Source organism: Nocardiopsis codii (genome assembly GCF_036327455.1).
GTDB lineage: Bacteria > Actinomycetota > Actinomycetes > Streptosporangiales > Streptosporangiaceae > Nocardiopsis > Nocardiopsis codii.
Genome location: NZ_JAUZMY010000016.1, coordinates 93,804 through 109,743, shown reverse-complemented (window position 1 = coordinate 109,743; position 15,940 = coordinate 93,804). Strand labels below are relative to the sequence as shown.

The following is a 15,940-nucleotide window of genomic DNA, read 5'->3' as shown; positions in this document are numbered from 1 at the left end:
GCCCTTCAGCTACGGGGGCCGTCCGTCATGTAAGAACCGAGTGATCACCGAGTCTTTGGCTTGCTTTGCTGATTGCAGCGCGGAGCTCGTGGAACAGCTGCTCAGGGAGGGTTTGCCTGTCAATGCCGGAGGATTCGAGTACAGGGATCAAGCTGCCCATCTGATCGGATGAAAGCTTTCCTCCCCATGCGGTGAGCAGGTCTCGGGCCGCGTACCCGTCCTGTGCGCGGACGATGGCGACGACCAGCTGCGAAGCGAGCTCAGAGGCATCCCCTTGGAGACCTCCGAGGAGCTCCGTTGCGACGATTCCGAGCCGGGTCGTGAACACGACCCGGCCGTTGTCGACATCACGGACACGCCCCAGAGCCGTCTCGACGTCGGCGGCCGTGACTTCGACGGATTCCCTGTGACACCACAGGACCAGGACCGCCTGGACGGCTCTCTCCCACGGTTCCCGAACTTCGCAGTTCTCGGCCATGGCCAGCGCAGTTCTCGGATTGCCCCCGGTGAGCGCGGCGATGATGGCGACCTGGCGGCCGTCGAAGAGACGGTCACCGATCCCGCCGTGCTGCCGAGCCTGCTCGGCGGCTTCCTGCCATCTGCCTTCGGTGGCCAGGGCGCGCATCCCGTCTCCCAGGCACACCGTCCACAGCCAGCGGTGCAACTCCGCCCGCTCCTCGTCGGAGACGACGATCCGGCCCAGGGGGAGTTCGTGGCCGTCGATTACGGTGGCTGTGGCCGTGCACACCCCTTCGCGCAGGGCGGTGAGCATCGCGAAGGCCTCTGCGCCGTTGCCCGCTCGGATACGGAGCCGGGCCAGGTTGACCACCGGTTCCAGGGCACGTTGGGCCATGGCGGCGTTCAACGGCAGGTGCGCCAGGTACGCCTGGGCATGCTCCCAGCACCAGTCGCGGGCCAGGTCGGGCATTCCGACGTCGGAGGCGAGCAGGGCCGCGCCGTTGTAGACCTGCGCGGCGGCGGCCAGAGCCTCCTCACCCGAACCGGAACGTGCGGTCCGTCCCGCCGTGGTCAGGCGTTCCACGCGCGCGTTCAGGCTGTCAGCCGGCGGGCGCGGCCGGGGGATCAGCGGGAACCAGCGCACGAACCTCATGCGGGCTCACCCCAGCAGACCATCAGGGTGGAGTGGGGCCGTGCCAGCACCCGTCGCGTGGCGGTGGAGGGTTCCGGGACAGGGCTGTAGTGCAGGGCGAAGGAGAGTTCCTCGGTGCGGTGGGGTTCCCAAGCCCGGATGTGCTCGGCCATATGCTCGGCCAGCTTCTGACCGGCGGGGGAGTGCCCGATGACACCGACCTCGTGACGCCCCTGCTGGCCTTGGCCCGGGCGCATCGTCAAGTACGCCAGCCCCCGCTCGCCCGCGGGGACACTGGCCATGTCACCCCAAGGCAAACCGGGCGAGACCAGGCCACTGGCCACGGCTTGGGGCTGCACCGGCATACGTGAGGCGCGGTTGTCCAGGCGGGTGGCCAGCCACAGCCACATCGGGTCCAGGGGCTGGCCCTTGCCGAAGTCCACCCCCGTCCAGGTGGTGGTGCAGGGCTCGGCGAGCACGTGGTCCACCTGCTCGGAAGCAATGCTCTGGTCCTGGTTGGTCTGGAGCAGCACGGTGGCATCAGCGTCCAGAGCCAGGACAGTGCGGGGGTCGTCGCCGATCCCACCGCCGCGCAGCGGCATGAACGTGCACAGCTGGCTGTCGGTGCTCGCCCAGTGGTTGCCGTCGGCTTCGAAGACGATGGAGCGGGAGACGTCTCCGGCGATGCGCACCGGGGCGATGAGCCTGCCGCCGGGGGCGAGCTGGTCCACCCAGGCGCGGGGCACGTCGTGGCAGCCCACCGTGGCGATGATCCGGTCGAACGGGGCTGTGTCGGGGTGGCCGAGCGCGCCGTCGCCCAGGACCACGGTGACGTTGGCTGCGCCGTTCTCCTTCAGTCGGGCCCGGGCGCCCTCGACGAGGTCCTGGTCGACGTCGATGGTGGTGACCGACCCGGCTGGTCCGACCAGGTGGCCGAGGAGGGCGGCGTTGTATCCGGTGCCGGCGCCGAGCTCTAGTACGTGCATCCCCGGTTCGATCTGGGCCTGTTCCAGCATTGTCGCGACGACTCCGGGCTGGGATCCGCAGCTGATGGAGGCGCCGTTGCCATCGTGCTTGATGTGTACGGGCGCGTTGGTGTAGGCCTCCTCCAGGGTGGCATTGGGAACGAAAGCGTGGCGCGGCACCGAGCGGAACGCTCCCTCCACCGCCTGGGTGGTGAGGGCACCGTTCTCCCGCAGCTGCTGGATGAGGGCCTCGCGCAAGGCGTCAGCGGTTTCTGGTGCGGTGTTGTGGGTGGTGTCGGTCATGGCGGCCTTTCTGGCGGTGTGGGACAGGATGTGCTGGTCCCGGTAGGGCAGGCCCCACCGGTTGAAGGCGAAGATCAGATGATGGGTACACACCGCGCGCAGACCTCGGCTCAACCTGCCCTGGGCAGCGAGATCAGCGAGGGCGGCTCCGGCCGCGGTGAATACCTGAGCCCAGCTGCTGGTGTGGTGCAGCGGCCCCGACGCGGCAAGAGGACGCGGGTTGAGGGTCATGAGGGTGCGTGCCGAGGAGAGCAGCCCCTCTTCCAGACGGAAGGGCTGGGGGAGGGCACGTAGTGCGGCGATCTTGGCCCAGACGTCGGCCTGCTCGAACCAGTCCAACCGGGCACCGCGCAGGAAGGCGCTACCCAGGAGGAGGGCGAGTTCACGGCGGCCGAGTTCCGTGCCGGACGTCGTGCTGCGGTGCCCCAGGTAGGCGAGGAGGTGTCGGCTGTCCTCGCAGAACACGGCGTGGGCCAACGCCATCCCCGCCGATCCGCCAAAAGCCCCAGTTTCGGATTCGTAGATGCCGTGCACCCACCGGGCCACGGCTCCCTCGCTGTGGAGGCGCTCCAGTTCGGTGTCCAGGAACTGCCGGGCCGGGCGGCCTCCGGTGTAGCGCAGCCGCCAGTGGGGCCTCTTACGGACGAACCACCACGCCGGGACGAGTCCCTCCTTGCGCGCTCCTTCGAGCGCCGGGCCCAGGCCGTGAACGCCCCAGTGCTCGGCGGCGGCCCAGTCGGCCCACTGGATGAGGATCTGCGGCTGCTCGTCACCCATCAGCGTGGTGCTTCTGGCGGTCGAGGAGAAGGAAGGTAGCCCATTCCATGTCGGGGGAGGGGGTGTGCAGCGTGTGCAGGGCGGTGGCGATACCGGCTGCCCCCTCCAGCAGACCGATCCCGGCTCCGGCGAGCAGTTCATCCGCCATCGCTTCGGCATCGCCGTCCGAGAGCGCGGCGCACAGCCCCGGAGCGTTGCCCAGCGCGGTGGCGTGGGCGAGCACTGCCAGACCGGTACGGCCATGGCACAGCGAAGAGTCCAGCGTCATGGGCTCCTCGGTGAAGACGCGGGCGAGAGTGCTCTGCGCGGCGGCGTAGCGTCGCTGGTCTCCCAGGGCGTCGGCAGCGAGCAGTTGCGCGCGGGCCGCACCGGCGGCGCCGTAGCACCACGAGGGCCGCTGTGGGCCGACCGGGCCGCGGGTTTCGTCGAGCTGTGCGCGGGTGACCCAGTACGGCCACCACGCCCCAGCCGGAGACGACCGTTGCCAGGTGTCGAGCCAGGCCAGGATGCGCTGGATAGCTTCCGCGTGTCCGTCCGCCTTGATCCCGCGCCGCAGGGCGGCTGCGAGGAGTGTCAGGGGGCCGGCGATGCCGTGGGCCATGCCGGTGTTGGCGTGCCCACCAGGGAATGCGGCGTCGACTCTTCCTCCTGGGCCGACCGGACTCCACCAGCCGGGAAGCGTACGGCCGTGGAGGGTGACCGGCTCGGTCAACCGCACCAGGTAAGCCAGCACATCGCGAAGAAGTAGGCTCTGCGGGTCGCGGGCCAGCAGCAGGGCGCCCAGCCCCGTCAGGCCCCGGATGGTGTCGAACTCCGAAAGCAACGGAAGCCCACCGGCATCCATCCGCGCACGCGCCCGCTCCAGACGAGAGACCACGATCCGGGCCACGGCCTTGTCCAGCCGGGCAAGCTCACGCTCATACCCAGGACGGACTGTCGCGGCCTGGTGTAGGACGAACGCCACCGCAGGCGCGCCGTAGTACAGGTGCGCGCTGGGGGAGGAGTCCACGCCCTCGGCGACCGCGCAATCCAGCCACCGCTGGACGCGGTCCCACGGCCCGTGACCGGTGCGGGCGCGTTCGATGTGCAGCAGCACCACCCCGGCCGCACCGTGTGCCAGCGACTGGGGCCACCACCGGTCTTCGGCCAGAGCACGCCCTTGCTCGGGTGTGGCCAGGCGATCGGCCACCAGTCCCGCTATCTCCGTCGCTTCGGTGGTCGCGGTGTTCACGCGACGACCTCTTCCCGGCAGAGCTGAACGAGAACCTCGATCGGTCGCCCCTCGCACCATCCGGACGAGCGCGGGTCGGGAGCCTCGGTGAGGACCGTGCCGCCTTCCTTGTCGACCTGGGCGCGCAGCAGGAACAGGTGTGCTGGTTCGGCAAGGTCCAGGCGCAGGCGCTGGTCGCCTTTGCCCAGGTCCACCACGCCGGGCAGGTTGCGGCGCTCAGCCCAGAGCGCCCACTCTCGCCGCCACCGCGGCCACGACGCGGTATGAGGGGGGAGGTCGGCGGCTCTGACCCGCCACCGGGCGTTGGCCAGAACCACGTTGCCCGAGCGCACACGGGGTAGGAACGGCAACGAGGAGGCAGCGCCCCAGTCGAACCCGATGACCACCGCGCGTCCGGCACGGGGGAGTTCGGCCAGGAACCGGGCCAGCAACGGGGCGTAGCGCAGGTTCAGTGCGTGTGGCACGACAGGCTCGACCCTGCGCGCCAGGATGCGTGAGAACAGGAAGAGGCCGCCGTCATCGCACCCGATCGCGAGATCGTCCACACCCAGCTGTCCGGGCACTGAAGCGGGGTATTCGCCCACGCTGATCAGGTGATCGAGAAGCCTCTCCGAGCGGACCAGGTGGGAGCTGCGGGCTCGCAGCGGCGGGAACGACAGCTGCACCGGCACCGCCCCGGCGGAGGTGGTGCGCGAGACGGCTTCGCGCAGGTCGTCCCGGACACCAGCCAGAGCGGCGAAGCGTCCCGCCATGGTGGCCGCGCTGCGGGAGGCGCCCAGCACCGCGACGCGGAACCGGCCGCTGTCCAGCGCGGCTCGTGAGGGAGACTCCACACGCAGGTTCAGTTCCGTGTGCCCAGGAGGCAGCGCGGACTGCCGACCGGCCAGTTCGTCCAGAAGCGCGTCTGCGCTGATCTCCCGCCGGCCGTCCAGGGCGGCGGCCTGGGCCTGCTCCAGCAGCCAACGGACACGACTGGTGAGGAGCTCGGCGCGGCCTTCGGCGTCAGCGGTGGCGTACCCGGCGGGAAAGCCCAGCCCGGTCTGGGGGTGCACAACCTCGCGGACGGGCACGAATGCGTCGCCGTACCGGTCGGCGAACCGCTCCCGGTACGTGTGCCACGCGGGCAGCCCGCCCGGGTGAGGGGACAGGACGGCCAGCATGTGCGCGGCCTGCTCCGCCGCGCGCGCCACCGCCATGGGCAGCGCCAGATCGGCGTCCACCCGCACGTCCACCCCCAACGGCTGGACCCAGGACACGCGCGCGACCGCCTCGTCGGCCTCCCTCCGCGCGTAGGGACCGCCATCGCGGTTGTGCTCCTCCACCGCCGTGTGCGCCTCCTGAAGAAGTGACACCAGCGGTCGGACTTCGGGCAGAGCGCAGCCGTTGATCTGGGCGAGGGAAGAGACGAGGCAGCCGAGGGAGTCGGTTTCGGTGGACGCAGGGGCGAGCGAGGTGAGCAGCGCTCGCACCTGGACCAGCCGGGCGAGCATGGCGTCAGTACTCACGGCAGATTCAGCGGGGTATTCGGCGGCCAGTTTGGCCCGGAGCGTCGACCACGGCGCGGGCTGACGTGCTGTTTCCAGGACCAGGCGTATGGCGCTGTTGATACGGATCTCGACCTGCTTCGTGTCCGACCCGGGCGCACCCTGGCCGGGGCGCGTGTATTGGGGCACGACGAGGTGTCCGCACTCTTCGACGGCGGTGTTGTTGACTACGACCAGCAGGCGCTCACGCACCACAGGTAGGGCCTCCAGAGCGCTGACGACCTCGGCCACCCATGCCCCGCCGGGGGAGACCACCTTCCGGTGGGCGCCACCCCACACCACTCGTGTGTGTTCGGAGAAGGTCGCGGCAGTTACGCCGGCGAACAACCCGAAGGGAGTGGCGCGGCTGTCGGCCCGCAGTACGTAGCGCAGAACGGAAGCGGTCGCCTTCCGGGCCCGGCGTACCCGCACCGCAGCCGGATCCTGGTCGAGCAGAGCATCCACACCGGCCGCCAGGTCGGGCGAGGTGTGTCGGATCGCTTCGGTCAGACCCGGGTGCTCCCGCACGCGGCGCAGCCACTCCAACCACGGACGCGGATCACTGCCGCTCAGATCCGGTACGCCGCTCGTCGGTAGGCCGCTGAGCAGGCTTGCCCGCACCAGCGGTCGGCCGACCACACGCCAACACCCGTGCTGCTCCTTGCCGGAACCCATTTCCCCTCCTCCCTGGAGTCCTGGTCGGCACCGGTGTTCGGGACCGGTGCCGACCGTGCCGATCAGTCCGAGGCGCTCGTGGTGCAGGAGTTGGGGCAGCTGGAGCCGCAGCCATCGTCGGTGAGGTTGATCAGCTGGGCCAGGGAGTCGCTGTTCTCGATCAGCCTGATGTCGAGGGCGAAGGGAGATTCCGACCTGGGGCTGTCCTGCGTGTTCTGCACAGGTCTTTCCTTTCTCATGGGGTCCTGTGAGCACAGCTCAGATTAGGGACCCGCACAAGGCAGGTGAAGAAGTTTCCCGCTAGGGAATAAATTCATCCGCAGTGGTGCCGGTTATGCCCGGTTGCGGTATTCCTGTGCGAGGTCGCGCAGGAATGACCTGGTGTTTTCGCCTTCGAGTGCGTGTTCGTGGAAGAAGGCGAATATCTCCATGCTGTAGGAGACGTCCTTCGGGTCGCGCAGGGCGAGCTTGCCCGTGAACACCTCGACGGTCACCAGGCGGTCGTCGTAGACGGTGAACCCGTTGAGGGGGCCGCTGGGCACGGGGGGATCGGCGGGCACGACACGGATGTCCACGCTGGGCAGTTCGCTGAGCGAGGCGATCCGGTCCATCTGCACCGCCATCGCCTCCGGGCGACACAGCGGCCAGCGCAGGGCGGCCTCGGTCAGGACGAACACGAAGCGCTTCCCCTCGTCGTAGAGCACCGTCTGGCGCTTCAGGCGTCGAGCGAGCGCCGTCTCCCAGCTCGCACCGCGATTCACCAGCGTGTGCGACAGGGTCTGGCGGGCGTAGTCCGGGGTCTGTAGAAGCCCGGTGATCATGCAGGGCAGGAAGAAGCGGATGGCGGACGCCGAGGCCTCGATCGCGGCCAGGTCCCGCTGCGTCTCCCCGAGACCGCGCTGCAGCGCGGTACGAAACCCCTGGTAGTCGGTGTTGGCCACACGGGTCAGCTCCAGCAGGCGCGCGGCCTCCTCCTCCCCGAGCGGAACGTCGAGCGCACGCAGGATGCGCTCGACGTCCAGCGCGGAGGGTAGTACGCGGCCGTTCTCGATCTTGCTGACCTTGGCCTGGCTCATCCCGCTGCGGACGGCGAGCCGCGCGCCGGTCAGCCCCGAGGCGCGGCGGAGGCTGCGAAGAGCCTCCGCCAGCTCGCTACGCGGGTGTTGGGCACGGTCGGGATCAAGCGTCAATCAGTCGGCCTTGTAGTACTCGGTGAAGGGGACGGCGTGCTCCAGGGCCAGGTTCTTGTAGGCGACGTAGGGGGCGGGATCGGCCCCCTCCAGGAGTTCCCGGCCGGTCTGGGTTCCGTCGGCAGCGTAGTGCATGAGCACCACGTGGGTGTCGTCGAAGAGCCAGAAGTCCTGCCGCGGCAGCCCGGGGTCGGGGGTGGTGGTGAAGTCGAGGATGTTCACCTCTTCTCCCGCCTGCACGCTGAAGGCATACCCCCATTCGAACTGGAACCGCAGGTGATCGCCGAGGGGACTGGTGAGGGTGTGCACACGGTGGATCCGGCGTCCGGACTCGATGTGGTTGCGCACCCGGAGCAGGTAGCTGTCGGTGTGCAGCTCCTCGGATGGGCGGGTCTGGCCGGCGAGGAACTGCCGCAGCTCCTGCTCCTCCTCGGGCACCGTGTAGCTGGGCAGGGTCTCCAGCCGGAACGCCTCGTGCTGGAAGGAGTCGAAGAACTCCCTCCATGCGTCACCTTCCAAGCGCACGGGCGGCCTCCTCGATCAGATGGAGGGGAATCTCGACGGCGGCCTCGCCTGGGGAGGGGGTGAGGCCAGTGGTGTCGGTCAGTAGGTCGCCTTGGACGACGACGGTCCCCTTGCCGGTGGAATAGATACCTGGACAATCATCCCGGTTGCAGTCACCGGCAAGCTTCTCGAACTTCATGGAATGGCCCTTTCTGAAAGGGTCGAAACGATATTTACAGTAGAGATCGACGCAAGGGTGGTCAACGATCTGCAGGTTATTCGCGCCTGAGAATAATCTGACTTCCGTGCGGTCTCCTCGTGTCAGAGGGAATGCAGAGGTCTCACACTGAGATGGAGCACGGAGCAGCAGATCGGGCTCTGGCCGCTCATGGCAGGGAGCGCAGGTTGCACCACTGGCGCACTGCCGTCCTCAAGTGCGCAAGCCCCACGGTCGTCACTTCCGCTCGCGCAGCATCGAGGCGGCCCTGCGCGGCGTTCAACCGGACCTGAGCTGCCGCCACCTCCTGCCGGGCCGAGATCTCCACGAGCTTGGCCAGCCCGGCGGCGGCGTCGGCCGCTGCCCGGGCTCGCGCTCGCATCACTTCCGGCGCGAGGCGTTCGGCGTGCTCGGTGTAGGGGCGCATGAGCGGGGTTCCGTCACTGGCCGGCGTGCTCACCGGTTGTCCCTTCCTGTAGGCCGTGCTCGGTGTGGGCGGCGGTGATGAGCCTGGCCAGCTCGCACGGTCGGTCGGCGTTCACCACGACTACCCCGGGGTACTGCGCCCACAGGCCGTCCAACCCCTCCACGGGCGTGTTGCGGATCAGGAACCCCAGGTACCAGCCGGGGTTGAGCCCGTCGATGCGCTCGAGCTCCTGAAGGTCCGCGCGTACCTGTTCAGAATCCAGAGCGCGGACCGTGATCCGCTCCTTCTCCCACGGGCGGCGGAAGCCCACCGCCGGGTCCCCGTTCGTGTGGGTCTCTTCGATGTGCCATGTCAGTGAGGGGCGTCGGGTCATGAGGGCTCCACGTTGCGCGGGGTGTCGATGAGGGCCGTGTACTCGGCGTCGCCCACCGCACCGATCTCCAGCGCAAAGGCGTGGACCTCCTTCAGGGCGCAGACGGCCTTGCTGCTGCCCGTTTCCGCATGCAGGACGTGGGAGATCTGCGACCTGGGGTAGCGGCGGTGGTCGTGCGGTGTCTTGACCGAGCTGAGGAGGCCGTCCTTTCCCGGTGGGTGATGGTCTTGGGGCCGATCCGGAACGAGCGGGCAACCTTGGTCGGGCGTGAGGGGGCCTCGGTGCTGTCCATGAGGTCGGACCGGAGAGTGGAGGCTGGCACGTATCCAGAAGCGGGTCGGGGCCGGTCCGGGGAAGTACGACCGGCCCCGGGAGGGTGGGGCTACCGAGTTTTTTCGTCGGTGGCCCTGCGGGCCCGGTGACGTCTCACCTGGCGGAGCTGCCCCACGTGCGCAAGTGGGGGTGTGTGGTGTGAGACCCGGGTCAGGGAGAGCGCGCCTGCAGGGGCGCCTGGAGAGCGGAGGCCAGATTCGCCTTCGTGTACCTGCGGGTTCCACCAAGGGTACGGAAGGGGCGTAGGGCCTTGTCCCATGTTCCCCGTCAGAGGGATCTGGGGTGCACCCGGTAGAGGTCAGTGACCTGGCCGGGGGTCAGGATCTCAGGAAGCCCCGTCAGCAGGGCGGACACGTCGGGGTCGGGCATCGTGGTAGTTCCTTCTCAGGGGGTACGGCCTGCGGCGACCCGGTGGGCGACGTGCCGCATGTGCTGGGAGAGCTCGTCGGGGTCCGTGTATCGGAGCGGGGTCACGGTGGCAGAGCCCAGGTAGAAGGCCACCCACGCGCGCAGGGAGTAGGACCACATCACCCACCAGTGCGGGGCGTGGTGGCGGGTGAGAGCGCCGGCGGTCTCCTGTTGGGCACGGTCGTGCCCGGGGTTCCACTTCACGGGTTCTCCACCACCGCGCGGATTGTGAGGGGGCCCATGGCGGTGGCTTTCCACTCCCAGTGCCATTCCCAGTACAGGGCGAGTTGGTCGACCAGGTGCAGGCCCGGGAGCGGGGCCTGACGGGGGTCCCCCAACCGGGGGTAGGGGATGACAGTCTCCCGTCGGGGACCGCCGTCGGTGACGGCGACGCCGATGAGGAACGGGTTGATGTCGACCACGACCCGCACGGTTCCGCCGGGGTCCCCGGACCGGGTGTGGCGGTGGGCGTTGGACACGAGGGCTTCGGCGATCTGCTCGACCCCTTTGGCTGCCCCGCGCGGGGCCACGGACCACACCCAGTTCATGAGGCCTGTGTAGTCACGGGTGTGGCCGAGGACGATGCCGTGCTTGTGGGGCTCGGTGAATGCGATGCGGTGCGGGTACGGGACGCCGGCAGGGTCGGGGTCTTGGGATGGCGCGGTGGTGTCGATAGACTGCATTCGTTTCACCTCGGGGCTTTCGGGGTGGGGCACCTTGCCTCGGCAGCCGCTCTCGACTTCGGCTTCCGGGGCTTTTCCGTGCCCGGGGAGGGTGCCCTGGCCCTGGCCAGGGCACGGTGTCATAGGTCCAGAGTGCCCCCTGAAAAAGCCGTCTCAAAGCGTTCGGAATAATTTTGGGATCCCTTGATTCCATCCGGGTCACTCTTGCTAATCTGGCACACATGATGCTTACCCCCTTCCAGGAATCTCTCATCAAGTTCCGCGAGCTAGCCGGTTTTACCCAGCGGCAACTGGCTGACCGGAGCCGAACATCGCATTCGAGCGTGAATCGATGGGAGGGTGGGATGGGTACGCCAAAACGGGATAATGCTGCACTGTTGGACGACGCCCTTGGGGCTCAAGGCGTTCTTCTCGCCGCATGGCGAAGGACCACGGAAGGTACCGGTCTACCCGACTGGGCGAGAGACCTGGAATCCATAGAACGCACGGCGAGGCACCTCACGGTGATCACACCCGCGCTGGTGCCGGGCTTGCTCCAGTGTCCGGGGGTTGCCCGTGCCGTGTTCCGAGCGGGGATGCCCGGGGCGTCTCCAGGGGATCTTGCACGCTTGGTCGCGCTGCGTACGGAACGGCTGGGTGAGCTGCCCGACATGGATGTGACAGCAGTATTCTCCGCAGCGGCAGTCGCAGGACTCCCCACCGACCTGCGCCAGGCGCAAGCCGCGCATCTCATCGAGTGGGCGGCTACGGGCCGGGTGACCCTGCATCTCGTGCCTGAGGGGACGACTCTCCTCGTACCTGCAAGCCCGCTCATGCTGTTCCGGCTGCGGACGGGAGATCTCGCGGTCGTCAGCGATCACGCCGACGGTAACGTGATTCACGAGGACACCTCGCACGACAGACTTTCCGGCGAGGCTACGGCCGCCCTTGCTTCCTCCCTGCCAGTGGGCCTCTCGTTGGACGTACTTAGGAAGATGACATGAACACCACCACCGAATGGCATGAGTCCAGATGGCACAAGTCCAGTTACAGCGCAAACGGAGCGAACTGTGTGGAGGTTGCGGAGGGTCCCGTGGCCGGTGTCCGCGATACTCAGAACCGGCAGATGGGCCACCTCGTGGTGCCCGCTACCGAGTGGGCAGCGTTGGTGAACGCAGTGCGCGGCAGGTAACACCCCCATACGGGAAGAGAACCGCCCCCTGTCAGTCCTAGTGACAGGGGGCGGTTCTTCGCGTTCAACCCCTTCAGGGTATCCCAGGGCCACAACAAGCCATCAGGACCAGAGTCCCGAGCGTCTCCCATGCGCCTCAGGTTTGTCGAGCGGCGCCTTCAACCAGTCCTCGTCAGGGCGGGCTTCAACCTGCCACTGGTGGATCGGAGCGCTGACCACAGGGAGGGCGACGTGATCGCCTCACCGCCCAGAGGTTGACGCATGGAGAACGAGAACCGTGCGGCTTTCGATTCCTTTGGTTCTGAACGAATCCTGTCGAACCTCCAAAAGTCGTTGCGTCAGCCTTGAGGAGCGAATGAGAACAGGGAAGACGGATTCCCATGGGTGTGTGAGTAACGTGTGCGGATTATTGTGACGGTGTGGGTGTGGCTCCACCTCCGAGAAATGATCCTCTCTCTGATCTGAGATTGTGCTCAGGCGCCATGGAAGTTGCTCACGGTAGGCGCATGATCCCATTTTGGGTGCATTATAGACCCAATGCGTAGCCGTATCTGTGGCGGGAACCCCAGTCCTGGTCGGTGTACATTTTACCCCTCGTTTAATATATGAGAGCGCTGTGAGTATGGTCTGAGTGTGGAATGAGAATGCTTTGAGAAGGGCATGATCGTGTGCTGGTGTTGAGTTGGGGTGTCGCTTCTCGATGGCATTTTTGAGGGGGCTCCATGACTTTTTCTCCTTCACCGCTCGCTGTGGTCAACACCGCCTTTGCCGAGCTGGCTCCTACACACCTGCTCCTGCACGGCGCGGCCTGCCATTCCTGGCTCCAGGACCGCACCTACTCGCTGTACGAACTCCGTGACGTGCTCATGGACGAGGGCACTCCGCACGAGGTGCGCGATGAGGTGTGGCGGCACACCATCCGCGCGGCCCGCCTCTCGCAAGACTGGATGGTCGGCGCACTCGGACTGTGCATCCCCGCGCTGCGCTCCACCGCCCGCCGTACCTGCCGGGGGCTGGACCCGGGTGGGGTGGACGCTGTGGAGTCCGCGATCGTGTGCGAGGCCATCCACCAGGTCCGCACCATCAACCTCAATTACGCCCGCATGGCCTGGTACCTGACCCGGCCGGTGCACCGCGCGGCACTGACGGCGCGCAAACGTGAGAAGGACGCGCCGATCCCCACCGGCGACCCGGGCCGTCAGGAGGATCTGGACCCGGGGGCCGCGGCCAGCCCCGAGCTGCTGTTGGTGTCCGCGGTGCGGGTGGGGGTGCTCTCGCGGTCGGAAGCGCGGCTTATCGCCCGCACGCGTTTGGAGAACGCGCCGCTGGCCGAGATCGCGGAGCAGGACGGGGTGTCCTACAAGGCGCTGGCCAAGCGTCGCGAGCGCGCCGAGGCCCGTCTGGTGGCGGCGGTGCACTCGGGTGGGGTGGTGATCGCTGACGCCCTCATCCGCCCGGATGATCTGTCCGCTCACAAGCGCGGGTCCCTGCGGCTGCTGGCCGGTGCGCCGACTCGGGGGAAGTCGTTGTCGCATCCGCCCTTGCCGGTGGCTTCTTAGGGGAGCAAGTACGGGCACTGGGCCTCGGACATCTGATGCCGCGGCCCGGTGCCCGGGACAGGGCGCGACACCAAGGGGGGCGGATATGGCGGCAGCGGCGCGGGTGCGTGGGGTCCGGTGGATACCGGTGGTCGTGGTGGCGGGTGTGCTCACCGTGTGGTGGGTGGTGGCCGGCGATGGCGGGGCATGGGTGTGGGCGGAGTCCACGGCTGATCTGGCAGGCAACACAGAGGCGGAGTCAGCAGACCAGGAGACCGCTGACCTGCGCGCGGTCGTGAGCCGAATCCGGCTGGTGCTCATCGCTTTGGGGTCGGCGCTGGGGACGTTGTTCCTGACGATCGCGGCGGTGCGGTGGATGATGGCCAACGGCGAGCCCGGTGCGATCGACGGCGCGAAGCGGGCTCTGACCGGGACGGCGATCGGGTACGGCATCGCGATCTTGGCCACCGTGCTGATGGACATCTTGGACTGGGTGGTCCGCGCGGGCGTGAGTGGGGACGGCCAGTGAGCCTCGCACCATCGGGGTGGCGGGTGCCGCTGGCTCCGGACCCGCCGCCCTCCGATGACCCGCTCCCGGCACCGGAAGACCCCGGCCCGGAATCGGCCCCCGAACCTGAGAGCGGACCGGAGGCGGAGCCCGGCCCGGAGCCGGAGATCACCGACGAACCGCTCCCACCACCGGAGGACGCGCGCGAGGATGAGCCGGCCTTACGCGACCAGCAGGATCCTTCCGAGGAATCGGTCGAGTTGGACACCGAGGGGGAGGTGTTCGACTGCGGCCTGGTCGACCCCGGCTGCCACGTGTCGAACTGGTTCGCGGACTTCGTCGTGTCCGGTCTGAACCCGGCCCTGGGGTGGCTGGCCCAGCACGCCTTCTACACCCCGCTGCCGACCGAGGGCATGAAGGCGCTTCACAGCGGGATCCTCACCACCGGTAACACCTTGTTCGTGCTGTTGGTGGTAGCGGGCGGGCTGGTGGTCATGGGCTACCAGAATGTGCAGAGCCGCTACTCGGCCGCCGACATTCTTCCTCGGGGCGTCTTCGCGTTCGTGGCGGCGAACTTCTCGCTGTGGGTGACCACGGAGATGGTGCGCGGCTCCAACCAGATCTCGGCTGCGATCGGGGCGCAGGGCATCGACGCCCAGGCAGCTGCGACCAACTTCCGGGACCGGTTGAACGTGATCCTCGAGGAAGCGATGGTCTTCACCATCCTGCTCCTGGTGGTCGTCGTGGTGATGCTGGCGGTGTGGATGCTCACCGAGGCGGTGCGGATCTGCATGGTCATCGTCCTGGTCATCGCCGGTCCGTTGCTGTTGATGTTCCATGCGCTGCCGCACACGAACCGGATCGCGGAGCTGTGGTGGAAGTGCATGGTGGGGTTGTGCGCGATCCCGATCGCTCAGTCGATCGTGTTCATCGCCATGGCCAGGTTGTTCTTCGAGGGGCAGATGACGATCTTCGGGTCGCTGCGCGAAACGGCCGCTTCCGAGCACGACCCCGCCCTGGTCCTTGACACCGGTACTGGGCCCGAAAGTGTCACGTTGGCCAGCAGCGTGATCGCCTCCCCCGTCGAAGGGGATGTGGGGGACGCGGGCTGGTTGATGAACATCATGCTGCTCCTGGTGCTGCTGTATGTGCAGATCCGGATCAGCTCCTGGGTGATGAAACTGGTGTGGCAGCCCAACCCCGGCACGTCACCGCTGGCGGCGATGTTGAAGAACATCGCGTGGATGATGGCGTTCCGCTCCCTGGGGAACGTGCGGATGCCCGTAGCCCTGCGAGAAGGCTTCGACCTGGGCATTCGGCGTCCTCAGCGCGGATGGCCCAAGCACACCCCCGGCAAGCCTCTACCTCGGCACACGCCCACACCTTCCAAAGGCCTGCAGCCCTTGCAGTCGCAAGCGTGGTGGTACCGGCACCGCCACGACCCACCCGATCCGGTTGGTGACCTCACCACCGGCGGAAGGCGCGCACTTCCCGGGCCCGGCAGTGGTGCGGGCCCCTGGCCACAACCAGGCCCCAGACCAGGCGGGCCACCGGCCCTCCCCGGGCAGAAAGCACTGCCACCGTTGCCGCCGCCGCGCACGGCACCACCCGCACCTGCCCGTCGAGTGCTGGAGGAAGGGCGTATGCCCGGATCACCCAAGGTCGGCCAACAGACGTTGTTCCCACTACCGACACCGTCACCGAAACCGACAGGGTCGGTGCCGGGCTCCTCACCCCAACGCCGCTGGAGGCAGGGCGTGCTGCCGACCCCGCCACCGGTACGAGTGCCGGGTCGGCGCGCACCGGAGCGTCTCGGGCTTGCGAAACCGGACCCGCGGCCGGCGGCGGGGCTGCGCCACCTGCCCGACATGCCAGCCGTGACGTGGGGGACACCGCCGCACGTCAAGGGCCAAAGGCCGTTGTTTCCGAACCCGAAACGCGTGTGGAAGCAGTACGGGCTCTTCCCGCCTCCGAACCGCGCCAAGAAGTGACCAGCCGTCCAAGAACACACGAGTGAGATGGAG

Annotated in this window: 17 protein-coding genes; 5 read left to right on the top strand and 12 right to left on the bottom strand. The window is 68.0% G+C overall.

Annotated elements, in window-relative coordinates; all coding sequences use genetic code 11:
- Positions 1 to 25 precede the first annotated feature (25 nt).
- From Q8791_RS17195 to Q8791_RS17140, 12 genes are all read right to left on the bottom strand, one after another.
- Positions 26 to 1,111 carry a hypothetical protein gene (locus tag Q8791_RS17195; RefSeq protein WP_330092730.1) on the bottom strand — a complete coding sequence of 362 codons (1,086 nt, stop codon included), beginning with the start codon at positions 1,109 to 1,111 and terminating at the stop codon, positions 26 to 28.
- Complete coding sequence (fxlM, locus tag Q8791_RS17190) at positions 1,108 to 3,135, bottom strand: methyltransferase, FxLD system (protein WP_330092729.1); 2,028 nt, start codon at positions 3,133 to 3,135, stop codon at positions 1,108 to 1,110. The genes Q8791_RS17195 and fxlM overlap by 4 nt, the downstream gene beginning before the upstream one ends.
- Positions 3,128 to 4,366, bottom strand: coding sequence for a lanthionine synthetase C family protein (locus Q8791_RS17185; protein WP_330092728.1), 1,239 nt, complete (start codon positions 4,364 to 4,366; stop codon positions 3,128 to 3,130). The genes fxlM and Q8791_RS17185 overlap by 8 nt, the downstream gene beginning before the upstream one ends.
- Positions 4,363 to 6,564, bottom strand: a complete 2,202-nt coding sequence (locus Q8791_RS17180; protein ID WP_330092727.1) for a lantibiotic dehydratase family protein — start codon at positions 6,562 to 6,564, stop codon at positions 4,363 to 4,365. Before Q8791_RS17180 ends, Q8791_RS17185 begins: the two co-directional genes overlap by 4 nt.
- A gap of 62 nt (positions 6,565 to 6,626) precedes the next feature.
- Positions 6,627 to 6,785 carry an FxLD family lanthipeptide gene (locus tag Q8791_RS17175; RefSeq protein WP_330092726.1) on the bottom strand — a complete coding sequence of 53 codons (159 nt, stop codon included), beginning with the start codon at positions 6,783 to 6,785 and terminating at the stop codon, positions 6,627 to 6,629.
- A 111-nt stretch (positions 6,786 to 6,896) separates the two neighbouring features.
- Positions 6,897 to 7,754 carry a helix-turn-helix domain-containing protein gene (locus tag Q8791_RS17170; RefSeq protein WP_330092725.1) on the bottom strand — a complete coding sequence of 286 codons (858 nt, stop codon included), beginning with the start codon at positions 7,752 to 7,754 and terminating at the stop codon, positions 6,897 to 6,899.
- Positions 7,755 to 8,279, bottom strand: coding sequence for a DUF6879 family protein (locus tag Q8791_RS17165; RefSeq protein ID WP_330092724.1), 525 nt, complete (start codon positions 8,277 to 8,279; stop codon positions 7,755 to 7,757).
- The gene (locus Q8791_RS17160; protein ID WP_330092723.1) at positions 8,263 to 8,457 is read right to left on the bottom strand and encodes a hypothetical protein; all 195 of its coding nucleotides are present in this window, start codon (positions 8,455 to 8,457) and stop codon (positions 8,263 to 8,265) included. The genes Q8791_RS17165 and Q8791_RS17160 overlap by 17 nt, the downstream gene beginning before the upstream one ends.
- A gap of 187 nt (positions 8,458 to 8,644) precedes the next feature.
- Positions 8,645 to 8,902 carry a hypothetical protein gene (locus Q8791_RS17155; protein WP_330092722.1) on the bottom strand — a complete coding sequence of 86 codons (258 nt, stop codon included), beginning with the start codon at positions 8,900 to 8,902 and terminating at the stop codon, positions 8,645 to 8,647.
- A gap of 13 nt (positions 8,903 to 8,915) precedes the next feature.
- A complete protein-coding gene (locus tag Q8791_RS17150) occupies positions 8,916 to 9,275 on the bottom strand; it encodes a hypothetical protein (RefSeq protein ID WP_330092721.1) in 360 nt (119 codons plus the stop codon).
- 717 nt (positions 9,276 to 9,992) lie between these two features.
- On the bottom strand, positions 9,993 to 10,220 hold the full coding sequence (locus Q8791_RS17145) for a hypothetical protein (protein ID WP_330092720.1): 228 nt from the start codon (positions 10,218 to 10,220) through the stop codon (positions 9,993 to 9,995).
- The gene (locus tag Q8791_RS17140) at positions 10,217 to 10,699 is read right to left on the bottom strand and encodes an ATP-binding protein (RefSeq protein ID WP_330092719.1); all 483 of its coding nucleotides are present in this window, start codon (positions 10,697 to 10,699) and stop codon (positions 10,217 to 10,219) included. Before Q8791_RS17140 ends, Q8791_RS17145 begins: the two co-directional genes overlap by 4 nt.
- Before the next feature lie 221 nt (positions 10,700 to 10,920).
- Between Q8791_RS17140 and Q8791_RS17135 the strand changes: the two genes are divergently transcribed.
- From Q8791_RS17135 to Q8791_RS17115, 5 genes are all read left to right on the top strand, one after another.
- Complete coding sequence (locus tag Q8791_RS17135; protein WP_330092718.1) at positions 10,921 to 11,682, top strand: helix-turn-helix domain-containing protein; 762 nt, start codon at positions 10,921 to 10,923, stop codon at positions 11,680 to 11,682.
- A complete protein-coding gene (locus tag Q8791_RS17130) occupies positions 11,679 to 11,870 on the top strand; it encodes a DUF397 domain-containing protein (protein WP_330092717.1) in 192 nt (63 codons plus the stop codon). Before Q8791_RS17135 ends, Q8791_RS17130 begins: the two co-directional genes overlap by 4 nt.
- Before the next feature lie 722 nt (positions 11,871 to 12,592).
- Complete coding sequence (locus tag Q8791_RS17125) at positions 12,593 to 13,429, top strand: sigma-70 RNA polymerase sigma factor region 4 domain-containing protein (protein WP_330092716.1); 837 nt, start codon at positions 12,593 to 12,595, stop codon at positions 13,427 to 13,429.
- 85 nt (positions 13,430 to 13,514) lie between these two features.
- The gene (locus Q8791_RS17120) at positions 13,515 to 13,937 is read left to right on the top strand and encodes a hypothetical protein (protein ID WP_330092715.1); all 423 of its coding nucleotides are present in this window, start codon (positions 13,515 to 13,517) and stop codon (positions 13,935 to 13,937) included.
- Entirely contained in the window at positions 13,934 to 15,907 is a 1,974-nt protein-coding gene (locus tag Q8791_RS17115) for a hypothetical protein (protein WP_330092714.1), read from the top strand. The genes Q8791_RS17120 and Q8791_RS17115 overlap by 4 nt, the downstream gene beginning before the upstream one ends.
- The last annotated feature ends 33 nt before the right edge of the window (positions 15,908 to 15,940 follow it).

Coding starts and splice junctions, on each gene's coding strand:
- Q8791_RS17195 (WP_330092730.1), bottom strand. CDS start 1,111: ATGAGGTTCGTGCGCTGGTTCCCGCTGATCCCCCGGCCGCGCCCGCCG.
- fxlM (WP_330092729.1), bottom strand. CDS start 3,135: ATGGGTGACGAGCAGCCGCAGATCCTCATCCAGTGGGCCGACTGGGCC.
- Q8791_RS17180 (WP_330092727.1), bottom strand. CDS start 6,564: ATGGGTTCCGGCAAGGAGCAGCACGGGTGTTGGCGTGTGGTCGGCCGA.
- Q8791_RS17160 (WP_330092723.1), bottom strand. CDS start 8,457: ATGAAGTTCGAGAAGCTTGCCGGTGACTGCAACCGGGATGATTGTCCA.
- Q8791_RS17155 (WP_330092722.1), bottom strand. CDS start 8,902: ATGCGCCCCTACACCGAGCACGCCGAACGCCTCGCGCCGGAAGTGATG.
- Q8791_RS17150 (WP_330092721.1), bottom strand. CDS start 9,275: ATGACCCGACGCCCCTCACTGACATGGCACATCGAAGAGACCCACACG.
- Q8791_RS17140 (WP_330092719.1), bottom strand. CDS start 10,699: ATGCAGTCTATCGACACCACCGCGCCATCCCAAGACCCCGACCCTGCC.
- Q8791_RS17135 (WP_330092718.1), top strand. CDS start 10,921: ATGATGCTTACCCCCTTCCAGGAATCTCTCATCAAGTTCCGCGAGCTA.
- Q8791_RS17130 (WP_330092717.1), top strand. CDS start 11,679: ATGAACACCACCACCGAATGGCATGAGTCCAGATGGCACAAGTCCAGT.
- Q8791_RS17125 (WP_330092716.1), top strand. CDS start 12,593: ATGACTTTTTCTCCTTCACCGCTCGCTGTGGTCAACACCGCCTTTGCC.
- Q8791_RS17120 (WP_330092715.1), top strand. CDS start 13,515: ATGGCGGCAGCGGCGCGGGTGCGTGGGGTCCGGTGGATACCGGTGGTC.